We start from the raw sequence: 17,446 nt of genomic DNA, 5'->3' as shown, positions 1-17,446 counted from the left end.
AGTCGCAGCCCACACACCTGCAACGTGAAAGATGACGGGTAAAATTAACGCTCTACCCATCCCAATGTCTGCCGGGCGAAAGTATCACGTATTGCAGGCATCAGTTCCATTGACATCAGAGCAAGGTTACGCCCAACCACCAGTGGCCCATAGCGATTGGCAAACAGACGAATTAAACCATCAGTGACACCAATAGTCGCCTGTTGATCCCCTTGCCGCCGCTGTTGATATTGGCTAAGCACCGCATACTCACCGGGGTCTCCCCCCGCCTGCGCGATAGTTTCAGCCAGCGACATCACATCACGCAGCCCTAGATTGAAACCCTGCCCGGCAATGGGATGCAGTGTTTGCGCCGCATTACCCACTAACGCCAGACGGTGACTGATATGGCGCGAAGCCGTCAATAATTGCAGCGGGTAGCTGTAGCGCTTACCCGCATGGAGAATTTTACCCAACCGCCAACCAAAAGCTTGCTGCAATTGCGCCACAAAACGGGCGTCATCCCAACTATCGACCTGCTGCTTTTCGTGTTTAGCGTGACACCAGACCAGCGAGCTACGCCCTTCAGACATCGGTAATAATGCCAACGGCCCATTGCGGGTAAAACGCTCAAAAGCCCGACCTGCCGGTAGTTCGGAAGTCGTAATATTGGCAATCACGGCGATCTGTTGATAGTCCTGCTGCTGCCACTGAATATTACCAGCCCGCGCCAGTGCCGAATGAGATCCGTCGGCTGCCACTAGCAGCTTTGCACTCAGTTGTTGGCCGTTATCCAGCGTCACACCAGCTGATGCAACTGTACGGACCACATCCACCACTTTAGCCGGGCAATGCAGCGTCACTCCCGGCGCTTTCTGCAATAAGGCAAACAGCCTTTTACCGGCATCATGTAGCTCAATAACATTACCCAGTGCCGCAACACCATAATCAGCGGCGCGTAAGTTAACAAAGCCCGAATGACCGCTATCACTAACATGAACATGTTCAATGGCGGTGGCACAATCAACCAGATGCGCCCAGATACCAATGCGCTCCAGTTGTTGGCAGGTACCTTGTGCCAAGGCAATTGCTCTGGCATCAAACCCCGGATGCTGCTTGCTATCGGGAAGTTGTGCCTCAACCAAAGCAACCGGCACCCGCCCTTTGGTGAGGGATGAAATAGCCAGCGCCAGAGTTGCTCCGGCCATACCACCACCAACAATGATTACGCTCATCAGTTATCTCGCTGCCGCCATCAGGGCTTCAATGGCATCGGGATCTTTCACCACACTGGCGGTCAGATTTTCATTGCCGTCAGCGGTAATCACAATGTCATCTTCGATACGAATACCAATACCACGGTATTCTGGCGGTACATCAGCATCTGGGGCGATATAAAGACCCGGTTCAATGGTCAACACCATTCCCGCTTCCAAAATGCGGCCACGGTCACTATTGGTATAATCACCGACATCATGCACATCCAACCCTAACCAGTGGCTCAAGCCATGCATAAAGAAGGGGCGATGCGCTTTTTCAGCGATCAATTGCTCGATATCACCTGTTAGAATGCCCAAACCAACCAGACCCGTAATCATAATGCGCGCCACCTGCTCGGTGACTTCGCGGATACTGGTACCCGGGCGGAACAATTCTAATGATTGATTAATCGAGGCCAGAACGATGTCATAAATCTCGCGTTGCGCTGGCGTGAATTTGCCGTTAACCGGGAAGGTGCGGGTGATGTCACCGGCATAGCCACGGTATTCACAACCTGCATCAATCAGCACTAGCTCACCATCCCGCAATTCACTCTCATTTTCGGTGTAATGCAGAATGCAGCCATTCTCACCACCGCCAACGATAGTGTTATATGCCGGGTAACGCGCGCCATGGCGGGTGAACTCATGCAGAATCTCCCCTTCCAACTGATACTCAAACATACCTGGGCGACATTTTTCCATCGCGCGAGTATGGGCTAGCGCACTGATTTCACCGGCGCGGCGCATCACAGCAATTTCTTCAGCTGACTTAAACAGGCGCATTTCATGCAACCATGGACGCCAGTCAGTTAGCGTGGCCGGTGCACGCAAATTTTTACGAAAACCGTTACGTAATCTTTCCAGCGCGGCAAAAACAATTTTATCTGCATAAGCATATTGCCCCTGCGCGTGATAAATCACATCAAGGCGATTGAGCAACAAATAGAGCTGTTCGTCGATTTCATCGAAGGGTAATGCGCGGTCAACACCTAACTTGAGGGGGGCCGCATCTTGCCCTAAACGGCGGCCAAACCAGATCTCGGCGGTTAAATCCCGCACCCGGTTAAACAACACGCTATGGTTATGGGTCTCATCGCTTTTTACCAGAATCAACACCGCCTCCGGTTCATTGAACCCCGTCAGGTAGCTAAAATCGCTATTCTGACGATAAGGGTATTCGGAATCCGCACTGCGCGTAGCCTCTGGTGCGGCGAAAAACAGTGCTGCACTGCCCGGGGCCATCTTCGCCAACAGCGCCTGACGGCGGTTCTGGTATTCTTGCTGAGTCATCACACCCTCCTGGAACGTCCGATTTAATCGACTTAATTCAACATATTACACCATATCATTTAATGTAGTGTTGGCTTACGCATCTCTGGTGCAGTCGGCTTCTGTTGAGTAAATTCGATATGGCACAAAATAGCGGCCACACGCACATACTCAATAACTTCTTCTAATGATTGAGCCAGCTCTTCTTGATCTTCATCTTCGTCATAGCCTAATTGGGCAATATTACGTAAATCATCAATGGCTTCACCCACTTCATCTTTCACCTGCGCCAGTTTCGGTTGCAACATACCCAAACCTAACAGGAAATGGTTGACCCAACCTGATAATGCGTCAGCACGGTCAAAAACCGAGATATCGTCTCCTTCAGGGATAAGCAACTGGAACATAAAACCTTCGTTCTCCAGCGCTTCTTGTGTTGCTTCATGTAACTGTTGTAACGGCAATCCCAACGCTTGTGAAAAGGCAACGCCGTCATTGGTCAGGTCATGTACCAGCGTGCGCCAGCCATTGTCTTTACTGCCACCACAGAGCATGCCGCTGATCAGGCCATGCATTTCTGCGGGGGTTAATGCTACCGCTTGCTGGCTTAACGCCAAGGCAAGTGATTGGTAAGTTGGTAATGTATTCTCTATAGACATGCGTATTGGTCATCGTTGGCAGGATAAGTTCGTGTTATGCTACCACCAAGAAAGGTCGCTATACCAGAAAACGCAACGCGCCAGACCCTAATACCCAGCGGGTATTAGTGGTTGAATCTTGGTATCGAGATATATATAGTGACGCCCGCTTTGCAACTACGAGCATTTTGCCTCTGGTTTACAAGGTTGGCGCGAAAATTAGTCAGGAAGGTGGCATGTCTGCACAACCGGTAGATATTCAAATTTTTGGTCGCTCGTTAAGAGTCAATTGTCCGCCAGAACAACAAGACGCGTTGAACATGGCAGCAGAAGATCTTAACCAACGGTTGCAAGATCTCAAAGTTCGCACTAGAGTCACAAATACTGAGCAGTTAGTTTTTATCGCAGCATTGAACGTCTGTCACGAATTAGCTCAGGAAAGGTTGAAAACCCGTGACTATGCATCCAATATGGAGCAACGTATTCGGATGTTACAACAGACCATTGAACAGGCGTTGCTTGAACAAGGTCGCATCTCTGAACGTCAGGATGCACAGTTTGAATAAATCTCTGTTGAATGATAGATTCAGCAGTGAGTAAAAAATTTCTCTGAGGTGTTTGCCAGCGGGCCAGTCCCCTGAGCCGATATTTAATACCAACAGAATGTAGTGACTCCGTAACTGGTGCGCATGCTCGGTCCGCCGAGAAGCCTTAAGGTTGCGACGCTGCGTTCACCTTGAACCATGGGTTCAAGGGTTACAGCCTGCGGCGGCATCTCGGAGATCCCCCCTTTATCGGGTAACCAGCATTTGGGGTTATCACGTTCGTTTTACATTGGCTGTCTACTGGCATCAGCAATATATCTTGCGAATCAATAAAATGTCTTTTTAATCAAAAAATTATCCTTTAAATCAACAACATATTTTTGAATAAATAATATGCCTTTGACTGCGCAATATGCCCTTGAGCGACAAAAAATTCGTAGTGAGATCCGTGAACGTCGGCGACTGTTGACTGCGGAACAACAGCATCAGTCAGCGCATCTGGCGGCAAAGCATATCGCTGAGCATGACAGAATCCGTCAGGCTAACACCATTGCCGTGTTCCTCTCCTTCGATGGTGAACTCAATACCCGCCCCATTATTGAGCTGCTATGGCAGCAACAAAAACAGGTTTATCTGCCGGTTTTGCACCCTTTCAGCCCCGGTAATTTATTATTTCTGCGTTATCGCCCTGATAGCACGCTTATCCGTAATCGCCTGAAAATCCTTGAACCACAATTAGATGTGCGAGAAGTTCTGCCACTAAACCAATTGGATATGGTGATAACCCCGTTAGTGGCGTTTGATAGCCTCGGGCAACGTTTAGGTATGGGTGGTGGCTTTTATGACCGTACGCTGCAACACTGGCAGCAAGGACGCCCTTATCCTATTGGCCTGGCCCATGATTGCCAATGGGTAGAGCACTTGCCCTGTGAGCTTTGGGATGTGCCATTGCCAGAGATAGTGACACCAACAAAAGTGTGGCAGTGGTAAGAGATAATCCTGCAAAATAAAAAAAACACCCGATATTTTATAGATAGCGGGTGTTTAGTCATTTAATACAAATATTTATACCCAAAACCATTGGTAATGCGGCTAGGCAGCAAGTGAACGACAAATTGGTCGTAAACCATTTTGAACGGCGCTTGCGCTGGCCCGCAGGGTGAGCCTCTGATGAGGCTCATAATCCCGATGAGCTTACATAAGTAAGTGCTTCAGGGTGAGCGAAGGCCGCTAACAATGCTGCAATATCAAGGTCGAAGGGGATACTAGTAAAGCAAACGAGCACGGATAGTTCCTGGGATCGCCTTCATCGCCTGCAATGCTTTTTCTGCATTTTCCGCATCATCAGTCTCAACATCAATGACGACATAACCGATTTCAGCACTGGTTTGCAGATACTGTGCCGCAATGTTGACATTCTGTTCGGCAAAGATTTTGTTAATGCTGGTCAGGATGCCTGGGCGGTTCTCATGGATATGCAACAGACGGCGGGTATTATCGCCGTGAGCAGGCAGAGAAACCTCAGGGAAGTTGACCGCAGACAGCGTTGAGCCGTTGTCGGAATACTTCGCCAGCTTACCTGCCACTTCATCACCGATATTTTCCTGCGCTTCCTGAGTGGAACCACCAATATGTGGTGTTAGCAACACATTATCAAACTCGCACAAGGGTGAATTGAACGGGTCCTTATTAGTTGCAGGCTCTTCAGGGAATACGTCGATTGCCGCGCCTGCCAAATGATTGCTGGCCAACGCATCACACAAGGCCGGGATATCGACCACGGTACCGCGTGAGGCGTTAATCAGCATCGCACCCGGCTTCATCAGAGCCAACTGTTCAGGGCCAATCATGTTTTTAGTGGCGTGGTTTTCCGGCACATGCAGGCTAATCACATCACTCATATTCAGCAGATCAGACAGGTGACGCACCTGCTGTGCATTCCCTAACGACAGTTTATTTTCGATATCGTAGAAAAATACTTTCATCCCGACACTCTCTGCCAGAATCCCTAGTTGGGTACCGATATGACCATAACCGATAATGCCCAGCTTCTTGCCACGGGCTTCATAGGAACCCACCGCCAGCTTGTTCCACTCACCACGGTGGGCTTTGGCGTTAGCCGATGGAATGCCCCGGAACATCAGCAGTAACTCGCCCAGTACCATTTCAGCTACCGAACGGGTATTGGAGAAAGGTGCATTGAATACCGGCACACCGCGTTTGGTAGCCGCTTTTAAATCAACCTGATTAGTACCGATACAGAAACAACCTACTGCGACTAATTTTTCTGCTGCCGCAAAAACTTCTTCAGACAGATACGTACGCGATCGAATGCCGATGAAGTGAGCATCTTTGATCGATGCTTTTAGTGATTCGGTGTCTAAGGCACCTTTATGATATTCAATATTGCTATATCCGGCAGCACGCAGATTATCAACCGTGCTCTGGTGCACCCCTTCCACTAACAGAAACTTAATTCTGTCTTTCTCCAGTGATACTTTTGCCATGTCCCCGACCCTATTTTCAGACTTCAGATGTGGCTGCCGCTATCGAATGAATCCGGTCAGCACCCTGTCAACATAACAAATATTACGCGGGCAGCAATACAAACGATTGCCTGCCGGCCAGCATAACAATCAGTGCCAATGTTAATTTATGGAATAAAAAACTGGCGTGAAGAGGGTTAATGGCAGGTTAATAAAACGAAATGAAGAAATGTGATATATATCACCAAATTTAGCGATTTTAAGAAAAGATATTTAAAGGCAAAAAAACTTTCAGGATGAAGTAGCGAACCTCATCCTGAGAGCGCGTTAACCGATCACTTTAATTTTATGGTCTTAACGCCGTCGGCGGTGCCAATCAGTGCCACATCAGCCCCCCGATTAGCAAATAGGCCGACCGTAACGACACCGGCAATACCATTGATTTTATTTTCTAACGCAATGGCATCCAAAATACTCAGATTGTGGACATCCAAAATAACGTTGCCGTTATCAGTCAGGACGTTCTGACGATACTCCGGTAAGCCACCCAGCTTAACCAGTTCACGAGCCACATAAGAGCGGGCCATTGGGATAACTTCAACCGGCAGCGGGAACTTACCCAGTATAGCAACCTGCTTGGACGCATCCGCGATGCAGATAAACTGACGAGCAATAGCAGCAATGATTTTCTCGCGGGTCAGCGCAGCACCACCGCCTTTGATCATCTGCATCTGGTCGTTAATTTCATCAGCGCCATCAACATAGATATCCAATACATCCACTTCATTACAATCGAATACATGGATGCCGTAACTTTTCAGTTTGGCAGTAGAGGCATCAGAGCTGGAAACCGCCCCCTCTATCTGGCCTTTGATGGAGCCAAGTGCGTCAATAAAATGTGCTGCGGTCGAGCCAGTGCCGACCCCAACGATGGTACCGGGTTTAACATAATCTAATGCTGCCCAGCCCACTGCTTTTTTAAGTTCATCCTGAGTCATGGTAAGTTCACGCCTTGATGTGAAAGAAAACCTGAGGTCATTATAGAGCATCCGCAGTGGTGATTGTGTGAATAAAGCCAACTCGCGTGGTAGTTAATTCTAGCCGGATCACAGTTATGCCGGTTTATTTGTGGCTGACACCTTGGCATCCTGTCATAACAAACTGGCTAAAATGTGGCATAGTGCTGTATCGACTTAATATTTGGAGAGATGACTCCGATGAAACGCCCAGACTACCGTACGCTACAAGCGCTGGACGCGGTGATCCGTGAACGCGGTTTTGAACGCGCTGCACAAAAACTTTGCATCACCCAATCGGCGGTATCTCAACGCATCAAGCAGTTAGAGAATCTGTTCGGACAACCGCTGCTGGTGCGCACCGTGCCACCACGGCCTACCGAACAAGGGCAGAAACTGCTCGCGTTACTGCATCAGGTTGAGTTACTGGAAGAAGAGTGGCTGGGCAATGATAATGGCGGAGATACACCACTGTTATTGTCGCTGGCAGTCAACGCCGACAGTTTGGCGACCTGGTTGCTACCGGCATTGAAACCGGTGCTGGCTGATTCCCCTATCCGGCTGAATTTACAAGTCGAGGATGAGACTCGAACTCAGGAACGGTTACGTCGCGGCGAGGTTGTGGGTGCTGTTAGTATCCAACCTCAACCGCTCCCCAGTTGTCTGGTTGATCAACTCGGTGCGCTGGATTACCTGTTTGTCGCCTCCAAACCTTTCGCTGAGCGTTATTTCCCTAATGGCGTAACCCGCTCGGCATTGTTGAAAGCGCCAGCGGTGGCGTTTGACCATCTGGATGATATGCATCAGGCGTTTTTACAGCAGAACTTTGATTTATCACCGGGCAGCGTGCCCTGCCATATTGTTAACTCTTCCGAAGCTTTTGTGCAGTTAGCACGACAAGGAACCACCTGCTGTATGATCCCGCATCTGCAAATCGAGAAAGAGCTAGCTTCAGGCGAATTAATCAATCTGACGCCAGGATTACTGCAACGGCGAATGCTGTTCTGGCACCGGTTTGCACCGGAAAGCAGAACCATGAGAAAGGTGACTGACGCCCTGTTGTCTTATGGGCGTCAGGTATTACGGCAGGATTGATTTATTTAGCGGTACTGGTCGCAGTTTGGAGTTCAAACACGACATCAACCTGATCATCAAAATGGATGGTCTGCTGTTCGTAAGTCTGTGCGGCATCGGTGGCTGGTGCCGCTTCAGCGCTTTTAAACATGCGTGCTACCGGCATAGGCTGGTAGTTAGCGACGTGGTAACGAATGCTGTAGACCGGCCCAAGTTTAACTTTGAATCCATCAGCCAATGATCCTGCCTGGCTAATGGCATTTTCAATGGCTTTTTTACGCGCCTGCTCACGGTATGTGTCCGGGTTTGCTACCCCGAGTTCCACCGCACGGATCTCGTTTAGACCAGACTTCAGCGCACCATCTAGCAGCTCATTCAACTTATCCAGTTGGCGTAATGTTACCTGAACCTGGCGCACGGCACGGTATCCCTTCAAGACCGCTTCACCGCTTTTCTGGTAATCGTATTCAGGTTGGGTACGAATATTGGCAGCATTGATATCTTTCTTTTCAATGCCACTTTTACGTAAGAAATCAAAGTATTGCGCGACCCTTGTATCCGCCTGTTTTTTGGCATCTGCCGCATCTTTGGCAGATACACTGACTTCAATAGCGATAGTGGCAATATCCGGTGTCGCATCAACACTGGCGGTACCGGAGGTGACAACATGCGGCCCTTCTGGCACTTCGGCTGCCTGAACTTGTAGCGCCAAAGGTAACGTCCCTAATCCCATCATTGCGGCCAAAGCCAATGTCTTCAACTTCACAGTGCCTCCTAAGATATACATGGCAAATTATTTATGACAACTCAGTCGACCTCAGCCAGATAACCAGTGAATTCAATCAGCGACAAATACATTTGCAGTTAATTACACTCACTCGAATCTCATTGGCAGCGTGATTAATTTGCTGTAGGTAACCGGATTAACACATCAACCGTAGCATATCTTATGAATCATGGGATTCGGATTAATGATAAAAACTCACAGATTTAGTGCTTGTTGCGCTAGCTGAAAAGCAATAAACCACATTACCCCTCCGACCAACAGATTAATCACCCGCTGCGACGTTGGGCGGTTAAGCCACGGTGATAACCACGCAGCCAATAGCGCGAGGGCAAAAAACCAGGCAATAGAGGCACTCACGGCCCCCAAAGCGAACCAAGGCCGGGAGTCGGGTAATAACTGGCTGCCAAGGCTACCGAGCACCACAAAGGTATCGAGATAGACATGCGGATTGAGCCAGGTTACCGCCAGTAGGGTTATAACTATTGACCAACGCCCTTGTGCGCCGGTTGCGGCGGCAGATGAGGAGCCCCCTCCACGCCAGGCAGCCATCAATGCGCCCCAGCCGTACCACAGCAGGAAAGCCACTCCGCCCCATGTGACCAGTGCCAGTAGCAATGGCGAACGGCTCAGCAAGGCACTGCCGCCAAAGATCCCCGCACAAATCAAGATAATGTCACTCAGCGCACAAAGTGAGGCACTCATCAAATGGTGCTGACGCTTAATCCCCTGATTCATCACAAAGGCATTTTGTGGCCCGAGGGGTAAAATCATCGCAGCACTGAGGGCGAAGCCCTGTAAATAGACAGCTAACATACTGTTACCTTTAAATAATACTCAAAACTGACCGAGAGAATTGGAGAGGAATTAGCAGCATATTACGGGGAGAGTAGCATCAGAGGAAATTGATATTTCTTATCAATAATAAGTAAAACTAATAATGGTTAAGCAAGCGGGAAAACAAGGATGGAAAAAGGAAAAAACGGGCCGATAACGACCCGATTTGACATGGCTATAGCCAAATTGTAAACAACACTACAGCTTCAAGTACCCAGGCTCTCAGGCTAATCTGCCTCAGTTTTGGCTACCTGATGCAAATGCACGTCCATCTGCGGGTAAGGAATGCCAATTTTGTTAGCATCCAACGCACGCTTGAAGTTTTCCATCAGATCCCAATACACATCCATCGCATCGCCATTGGTAGTCCAGACGCGCACCGTGAAGTTAAGGGAAGAGGCCGCCATCTCATTCAAACGCACGGTAACCCCTTTGTCATGCATGATACGTTTATCTGCGGCAATGATGTCACCCAGCACTTTCTTTACCACATCAATATCAGCATCATAGGCAACACCGATGACCATATCAGTACGGCGATTCGGTTCACGACTGGTATTAATGATGTTATTAGCAATAATTTTGCCGTTGGGTACCACGATGATTTTGTCGTCGACCGTCCGTAGGGTCGTTGAGAAAATTTGCACCTGAACCACAGTACCTGCTACACCGCCCAGATCGACATACTCACCTGCCTTAAATGGACGGAAGGCTACCAGCAGCACACCGGCGGCAAAGTTCGATAGCGAGCCTTGTAGCGCCAAACCAACAGCTAAACCCGCGGCACCGATAACGGCAATCACCGAGGCGGTCTGCACTCCCAAACGTCCCAGCACCGCAACGATAGTGAAAGCCAGAATGCTGTAACGCGCCATTGCTGCCAGGAAGTCTGCGACGGTGACATCAATGCCACGTAACTTCATGACCCGACCAAGCATCCGTGACGCAATTTTGGCGATGATTGAACCGACAGTTAAGATAAGTAATGCTGCGACCAGATTAACCGCGTATTGAATCAGCAAATCTTGGTTATTCACCAACCAGGTACTCGCTTCATTGATACCATCAACTACGTTTAATTCTTCCATTTGAATCATCCTACAAAAAGCTCCCTGCGGGAGAGATTACGCAAAAAATCACCGCAAAATGCTGACGGCTACAACTGACAGCCTGTTTAGGGTAACTAACAATGAGCCTGTTGCCAATTTTGGCAGAGAAATTTACGCTGAAATATCAGACGACTCAGTCAATCAAGGCGGCGGAAATGAGGTTAGATTCGTTTTTTGCAAAGAAAAAAGGCCCCAAGGGGCCTTTTAAGTCGGTCAAAGCAGTATTGAATTACAGAACGTCTTTGGCGTTCAGTTCTTCAAAAGCTTTTTCCAGACGAGCAACCATAGTCACCTGTGCAGCACGCAGCCACGCACGTGGGTCGTAGAATTTCTTGTTCGGCTTGTCAGCACCTTCTGGGTTACCCAGTTGGCCTTGCAGATAAGCTTCGTTCTTTTTGTAGTAGCCCAGAATACCTTCCCACGTTGCCCATTGGGTATCGGTGTCGATATTCATTTTAACTACGCCATAGCTAACCGCTTCTTTAATTTCAGCAGCAGTAGAACCTGAACCACCGTGGAATACGAAGTTCAAGCTGTTGTGCGGCAGATTGTGTTTCTTGGAAACATAATCCTGAGAATCACGCAGAATAGTTGGGGTCAGTTTCACGTTACCTGGTTTGTAAACACCGTGTACGTTACCGAAAGAGGCAGCGATGGTGAAACGTGGGCTGATAGCGTTCAGTTTTTCGTAAGCGTAATCAACATCTTGTGGCTGAGTATACAGAGAAGATGCGTCCATATGGCTGTTGTCCACGCCATCTTCTTCACCACCGGTGCAACCCAGTTCGATTTCCAGCGTCATACCCAGTTTCGCCATGCGAGTCAGGTATTTGCTACAAATTTCGATGTTTTCTTCCAGGGACTCTTCAGACAGGTCGATCATGTGAGAAGAGAACAGTGGTTTGCCGGTAGCCGCAAAGTGTTTCTCACCTGCGTCCAACAAGCCGTCTAACCATGGCAGCAATTTCTTGGCGCAATGGTCGGTGTGCAGAATAACAGGAACACCATAGTGTTCAGCCATCTGATGGACATGATGTGCACCAGAGATAGCGCCCAGGATTGCAGCACCCTGACCTTCTGCTTTAACGCCTTTACCTGCGATAAATGCTGCACCACCGTTAGAGAACTGAACGATAACTGGCGCACGCACTTTGGCTGCTGTTTCCAGCACTGCGTTAATAGAGTCGGTGCCGACACAGTTAACTGCTGGCAGAGCAAAGTTGTTCTCTTTGGCTACTGCAAACACTTTCTGAACGTCATCACCTGTGATGACACCTGGTTTTACGAAATCAAAAATTTTAGACATGTACGTTGTCCTGTTTCGTCGACTGAAGATAGCAGCTATCCGGTGAGGATAGGCCCTAAATGTAAATCGCCTATACCCGTCATACTTCAAACTGCATGTGCGTTGGCTGCCATCATTCACTCAAATCATTGAGTTATCTCAACTCCTTGAGTTCATTTCGTTGCCGCCTTCCTGCAACTCGAATTATTTAGGGTATAAAGCCCGCGAGCTTCATTAGCTAAAAGCGAAACGGGCGGCTTTCGCCCCCCGTTATCTAAATTACTGCTTAGCGCGCTCTTCCAGCATCACCACCGCTGGCAGTTTTTTCCCTTCTACGAACTCAAGGAATGCACCGCCGCCGGTAGAAATGTAAGAGATTTGGTCAGCAATACCGAACAGATCGATTGCTGCCAGAGTGTCACCACCGCCCGCGATAGAGAATGCGTCGCTCTCAGCGATAGCGCGAGCGACTATCTCGGTCCCTTTACGGAAATTAGGGAACTCGAATACACCAACCGGGCCATTCCACAGAATGGTTTTGGCATTTTTCAGGATCTCAGCCAGACGTTGTGCAGACTCGTCGCCCAGATCAAGAATTTGTTCGTCATCTTTGATTTGGTTAGCTGGTTTCAGTGTCGCAACAGCAGTTTCAGAGAATTCGGTTGCAACACGCACATCGGTAGGAACCGGGATATCACAGGTTTCCAGCAGGCGCTTGGCTTCTGGAATCAGGTCTGCTTCGTACAGAGATTTACCGACATTGTTGCCTTGAGCTGCAACGAAGGTATTGGCGATACCACCACCAACAATCAGTTGATCGGCGATTTTAGACAGTGCGCCAAGCACGGTCAGTTTGGTTGATACTTTAGAACCACCCACAATGGCAACCATTGGGCGTGCTGGGTTACCCAGCGCTTTACCCAGTGCTTCCAGCTCTGCTGACAACAGCGGGCCGGCACAGGCGACAGGAGCAAATTTACCCACACCGTGAGTAGAAGCTTGTGCACGGTGAGCAGTACCAAACGCATCCATCACATAGACGTCACACAGTGCCGCATATTTCTTAGACAGCGTTTCGTCGTCTTTCTTCTCGCCTTTGTTAAAGCGAACGTTTTCCAGCACAACCAACTCGCCTGCTGCAATCTCAACGCCGTCCAGATAGTCTTTCGCCAGACGTACCGGAGAAGACAGTTTGTCTTTCAGGTAGTTAACTACTGGCAGCAAGGAGAACTCTTCATTGTACTCGCCTTCGGTCGGGCGACCCAAGTGAGAGGTAACCATTACTTTAGCGCCTTGCTTCAGTGCCGCTTCAATCGTCGGCAGAGATGCACGGATACGCGCATCAGACGTCACTTTGCCATCTTTTATCGGCACATTGAGGTCCGCACGGATCAGCACGCGAAGGCCTGCCAGACTCAGATCGGTCATCTTAATTACAGACATGGTGAATCCTCTTGTTGATTCTCTTTAAAGTTGCATAAGCTGCACATCAACGCAGTTATAACCGCAGTAAAACACGGAAAAACAAGACGTTAACATGCCATACTAGAAACCACTTCGGGCCATCGCCAATGTCGTATCCAACATTCTATTGGCGAAACCCCATTCGTTATCGCACCATACCAAGGTCTTAATCAGGTGCTGCCCACTGACCCGAGTCTGCGTGCAATCGACAATTGCACTGTGCGGATCATGGTTAAAATCGATCGACACCAAGGGTAATTCTGTATAGTCAACTATACCACGAAATGAACCTCTTGCTGCCTTTTGAAAAAGCTGGTTAACCTCAGCGACACCAACCGGGTTTGTCACGCTAACGCTTAAATCGATAGCGGTTACGTTGATGGTTGGCACCCGTACCGAGATAGCTTCAAACCTGTCACAAAACTTCGGAAAAATACGGGTAATCCCTGCCGCCAGTTTAGTGTCAACCGGGATAATTGACTGACTTGCTGCCCGGGTACGGCGTAAATCCTGATGATAAGCATCGATAACGGGTTGATCATTCATTGATGAATGAATGGTGGTCACAGTGCCAGACTCGATGCCATAAGCGATATCCAACAACTGAATAATAGGAATAATGCAGTTCGTAGTACAGGAAGCGTTGGAAACAATCCGGTGCTCCGCCAGTAAATCTTGATGGTTTACACCATAGACTACTGTTGCGTCTAAATCATTGCCGCCAGGATGGGCAAACAGTACCTTTTTGGCACCGGAGGCAATATGCGCCTCGCCATCGGCACGGCTGCCATACACGCCGCTACAATCCAGAACAACATCAATTCCTAACGCACCCCAAGGTAACTGCTCTATTTCTGGCTGATGTATCAGCCGGATAATATCGTCACCGACGTACAAATTGTCACATTCCTGACGAACATCCCAGGCAAACCGACCATGGCTGGAGTCATACTTCAGTAAATGGGCCATCCCTTGTGCATTAGCCAACTCATTAATAGCAACTACTGAAATTTCTGCCCGGCGACCCGATTCATACAATGCGCGTAAAACGCTACGGCCAATACGGCCAAAGCCATTTATCGCTATGCGGATTGTCATGTTACTCCCTGTTTCTGGTTATTATCATGCAATCCCATAGCGTACTGCACCGTACCCTAAGATGTTAATCGTCTTATCACAATTGGGCCAGAATACTTCCGGCTTTTTCCTCAGCGAATTTTACTGAAACTGAAAATCAATCATGACTGAAACGCTTCAGCCAGAATAAACCAAACTAATCATAAAAGGAATATCTGCCTGATAAAGGGCACAATACATCCATCAATTGGCGAAAAAAAAGACCGCCGAAGCGGTCTTTTAACAGGTGTATTACCGGGATTGTCATCACCGTTTACACCCGATATACCCTTTGGGCTTGGAACTGCTGTAATGCTAGCGGCACCGCCAAGTTTTTTGGGCATATTTAATAGTAATGCAGTCTCTTATTTCAACAGCGCCTGAGCTTTCGCTACCACGTTTTCAACAGTGAAACCAAACTCTTTGAACAGCAACTCTGCTGGTGCAGATTCACCGAAGGTGGTCATACCAACCACCGCGCCATTCAGGCCAACGTATTTGTACCAGTAATCGGCAATACCGGCTTCAACGGCAACGCGCGCGCTAACCGCTGCTGGCAATACAGATTCACGGTAAGCGGCGTCTTGTTTGTCGAATGCATCAGTTGATGGCATAGAAACAACACGCACTTTGTGGCCTGCGGCGGTCAGCTGATCTGCTGCTGCCACTGCCAGTTCAACTTCAGAACCGGTAGCAATGAAGATCAGTTCAGGCTGGCCTGCACAATCTTTCAGTACATATGCGCCTTTAGCGATATTGGCTAACTGCTCAGCAGAGCGTGGCTGTTGTGCCAGATTCTGACGGGAGAAGATCAGTGCACTCGGGCCATCTTTGCGTTCCAGCGCATACTGCCATGCCACCGCAGACTCAACCTGGTCACAAGGACGCCAGGTGCTCATGTTTGGTGTTACACGCAGGCTGGCCATCTGCTCAACCGGCTGATGGGTTGGGCCATCTTCGCCCAGACCAATAGAGTCATGGGTGTAAACGAATATGCTGCGGATTTTCATCAGAGCAGCCATACGCACCGCGTTACGGGCATATTCCACAAACATCAGGAAGGTTGCGCCGTAAGGAATGAAACCACCGTGCAGAGCAATACCGTTCATGATGGCAGACATACCAAATTCACGTACACCGTAGTGAATGTAGTTACCCGCCAGATCATCGCTCAGTGATTTAGAACCAGACCAGATAGTCAGGTTACTTGGTGCCAGGTCAGCAGAGCCGCCCAAGAATTCAGGTAACACTTTACCGAAGGCTTCCAGCGCATTTTGTGATGCTTTGCGGCTGGCAATCTTGGCAGGATTAGCTTGCAATTGTTCGATGAAATTCTTGGATTCAGTCGCCCAGTTAGCAGGCAATTCACCGCTGACACGACGTTTGAATTCAGCAGCCAGTTCTGGATAAGCTTTGGCATAAGCTGCGAACTTCTCGTTCCAGGCAGCTTCTTTTGCCTGACCGGCTTCTTTAGCATCCCACTCAGCATAGATATTTTGTGGGATTTCAAATGCAGGGTATTTCCAACCCAATGCTTCACGGGTAGCAGCAACTTCATCAGCACCTAATGGTGCACCGTGTGAGTCATGCGTACCGGCTTTCTTCGGTGAGCCAAAACCGATAATGGTTTTGCACATCAGCAGTGAAGGTTTGTCGGTAACTTTGTGAGCTTCTTCGATAGCCGCTTTGATTGAATCAGCGTTATGGCCATCAACACCACGAACCACATGCCAGCCGTAAGCTTCGAAACGTGCCGCCGTGTCGTCAGTGAACCAACCTTCAACGTGACCATCGATAGAGATACCGTTGTCATCATAGAAAGCGGTCAGTTTGCCCAGCTTCATGGTGCCCGCCAGAGAGCAAACCTCGTGGGAGATACCTTCCATCATGCAGCCATCACCCATAAATGTGTAGGTGTGATGATCAACAACGTCATGGCTTGGGCGGTTAAACTGTGCGGCCAGCGTGCGTTCTGCAATGGCGAAACCAACCGCATTCGCAATGCCCTGACCCAGCGGGCCGGTGGTGGTTTCTACGCCAGCGGTATAGCCATATTCAGGGTGACCAGGCGTTTTAGAGTGTAACTGACGGAAGTTTTTCAGCTCTTCCATCGGCAAGTCATAGCCAGTGAGATGCAGCAAGCTATAGATCAACATGGAGCCGTGACCATTCGATAACACGAAACGGTCGCGATCAGCCCAGTGTGGATTGGTTGGGTTATGGTTCAAATAGTCACGCCACAAAACTTCGGCGATATCTGCCATACCCATAGGGGCGCCGGGGTGGCCGGAATTCGCTTTCTGCACTGCGTCCATGCTTAGTGCGCGGATCGCGTTGGCAAGCTCTTTACGAGAGGACATGTTTTACTCCAGGTCGGATTAAAAAAAAGCGTTCAAGTTTACCATTTTCTCAGACTCAGCATTGAAACGGCAATCACTAAAACTAAATGAGCTAAAACTTCCATATTTTCAGAATAAAGCTATAGCTGTAACGATTGAGTCGCGTTACCCTCGCTGCGTTTTTAGCCACACAATGAGTGTATTAACCACTCTGTCGGCTGGCAGTGTTCGTTTTTGCAAACA

The 17,446-nt window shown here is 48.9% G+C and carries 15 protein-coding genes and 1 other RNA gene; 4 read left to right on the top strand and 12 right to left on the bottom strand.

The genetic code is table 11. The annotated features are described in order from the left end of the window. Window positions 1-44: 44 nt before the first annotated feature. The 3 genes from ubiH to Q2T71_RS22730 are packed head-to-tail and all read right to left on the bottom strand — an operon-like array spanning window position 45 to window position 3,169. Entirely contained in the window at window positions 45-1,214 is a 1,170-nt protein-coding gene (gene ubiH / locus Q2T71_RS22740; RefSeq protein ID WP_372560650.1) for a 2-octaprenyl-6-methoxyphenyl hydroxylase, read from the bottom strand. A 3-nt stretch (window positions 1,215-1,217) separates the two neighbouring features. Beyond that, the gene (pepP, locus tag Q2T71_RS22735) at window positions 1,218-2,531 is read right to left on the bottom strand and encodes a Xaa-Pro aminopeptidase (RefSeq protein ID WP_372560649.1); all 1,314 of its coding nucleotides are present in this window, start codon (window positions 2,529-2,531) and stop codon (window positions 1,218-1,220) included. Between the two features lie 59 nt (window positions 2,532-2,590). After that, window positions 2,591-3,169 (bottom strand): YecA family protein, encoded by a 579-nt coding sequence (locus Q2T71_RS22730; protein ID WP_372560648.1) that lies wholly within the window; start codon window positions 3,167-3,169, stop codon window positions 2,591-2,593. A 215-nt stretch (window positions 3,170-3,384) separates the two neighbouring features. On the opposite strand from Q2T71_RS22730, the gene zapA reads away from it, so the two are divergent. The 3 genes from zapA (at window position 3,385) to Q2T71_RS22715 (ending at window position 4,683) form a co-directional block, all read left to right on the top strand. Next, window positions 3,385-3,714: a cell division protein ZapA gene (gene zapA, locus Q2T71_RS22725; RefSeq protein ID WP_004706812.1), complete on the top strand. Its 330-nt coding sequence runs from the start codon at window positions 3,385-3,387 to the stop codon at window positions 3,712-3,714. A 37-nt stretch (window positions 3,715-3,751) separates the two neighbouring features. Continuing rightward, window positions 3,752-3,935: non-coding RNA, 6S RNA (ssrS, locus tag Q2T71_RS22720), on the top strand. A gap of 151 nt (window positions 3,936-4,086) precedes the next feature. Continuing rightward, window positions 4,087-4,683 (top strand): 5-formyltetrahydrofolate cyclo-ligase, encoded by a 597-nt coding sequence (locus Q2T71_RS22715; protein ID WP_372560647.1) that lies wholly within the window; start codon window positions 4,087-4,089, stop codon window positions 4,681-4,683. Between the two features lie 275 nt (window positions 4,684-4,958). On the opposite strand, the gene serA is transcribed toward Q2T71_RS22715, so the two are convergent. Both serA and rpiA read right to left on the bottom strand, forming a co-directional pair. Continuing rightward, a complete protein-coding gene (gene serA, locus Q2T71_RS22710; RefSeq protein ID WP_372560646.1) occupies window positions 4,959-6,200 on the bottom strand; it encodes a phosphoglycerate dehydrogenase in 1,242 nt (413 codons plus the stop codon). A gap of 314 nt (window positions 6,201-6,514) precedes the next feature. Further along, on the bottom strand, window positions 6,515-7,177 hold the full coding sequence (gene rpiA / locus Q2T71_RS22705) for a ribose-5-phosphate isomerase RpiA (protein WP_083162733.1): 663 nt from the start codon (window positions 7,175-7,177) through the stop codon (window positions 6,515-6,517). A 219-nt stretch (window positions 7,178-7,396) separates the two neighbouring features. Here rpiA and Q2T71_RS22700 point away from each other — a divergent pair, with 219 nt between their 5' ends. Then, window positions 7,397-8,290, top strand: a complete 894-nt coding sequence (locus Q2T71_RS22700; RefSeq protein WP_005163344.1) for a LysR family transcriptional regulator ArgP — start codon at window positions 7,397-7,399, stop codon at window positions 8,288-8,290. Between the two features lies 1 nt (window position 8,291). On the opposite strand, the gene Q2T71_RS22695 is transcribed toward Q2T71_RS22700, so the two are convergent. The 7 genes from Q2T71_RS22695 to tkt all read right to left on the bottom strand — a co-directional run bounded on the left by Q2T71_RS22695 (window position 8,292) and on the right by tkt (window position 17,224). Continuing rightward, window positions 8,292-9,035 carry an oxidative stress defense protein gene (locus Q2T71_RS22695; protein ID WP_083162731.1) on the bottom strand — a complete coding sequence of 248 codons (744 nt, stop codon included), beginning with the start codon at window positions 9,033-9,035 and terminating at the stop codon, window positions 8,292-8,294. Window positions 9,036-9,251: 216 nt separating this feature from the next. Then, the gene (argO, locus tag Q2T71_RS22690) at window positions 9,252-9,869 is read right to left on the bottom strand and encodes an arginine exporter ArgO (protein ID WP_372560645.1); all 618 of its coding nucleotides are present in this window, start codon (window positions 9,867-9,869) and stop codon (window positions 9,252-9,254) included. A gap of 248 nt (window positions 9,870-10,117) precedes the next feature. Beyond that, entirely contained in the window at window positions 10,118-10,978 is an 861-nt protein-coding gene (gene mscS, locus Q2T71_RS22685) for a small-conductance mechanosensitive channel MscS (RefSeq protein WP_083162727.1), read from the bottom strand. A 250-nt stretch (window positions 10,979-11,228) separates the two neighbouring features. After that, window positions 11,229-12,305, bottom strand: coding sequence for a class II fructose-bisphosphate aldolase (fbaA, locus tag Q2T71_RS22680; protein ID WP_005192802.1), 1,077 nt, complete (start codon window positions 12,303-12,305; stop codon window positions 11,229-11,231). A gap of 258 nt (window positions 12,306-12,563) precedes the next feature. After that, window positions 12,564-13,727 (bottom strand): phosphoglycerate kinase, encoded by a 1,164-nt coding sequence (gene pgk / locus Q2T71_RS22675; protein WP_372560644.1) that lies wholly within the window; start codon window positions 13,725-13,727, stop codon window positions 12,564-12,566. A 102-nt stretch (window positions 13,728-13,829) separates the two neighbouring features. Next, window positions 13,830-14,846 carry an erythrose-4-phosphate dehydrogenase gene (gene epd / locus Q2T71_RS22670; RefSeq protein ID WP_372560643.1) on the bottom strand — a complete coding sequence of 339 codons (1,017 nt, stop codon included), beginning with the start codon at window positions 14,844-14,846 and terminating at the stop codon, window positions 13,830-13,832. Between the two features lie 383 nt (window positions 14,847-15,229). Next, window positions 15,230-17,224, bottom strand: coding sequence for a transketolase (gene tkt, locus Q2T71_RS22665; protein WP_372560642.1), 1,995 nt, complete (start codon window positions 17,222-17,224; stop codon window positions 15,230-15,232). Window positions 17,225-17,446 lie beyond the last annotated feature (222 nt).

The organism is Yersinia sp. 1652 StPb PI, from assembly GCF_041538345.1.
Taxonomy (GTDB): domain Bacteria; phylum Pseudomonadota; class Gammaproteobacteria; order Enterobacterales; family Enterobacteriaceae; genus Yersinia; species Yersinia enterocolitica_E.
The sequence above is the reverse complement of the archived record's forward strand: the minus strand, read 5'-3'. Positions and strand labels throughout refer to the sequence as shown.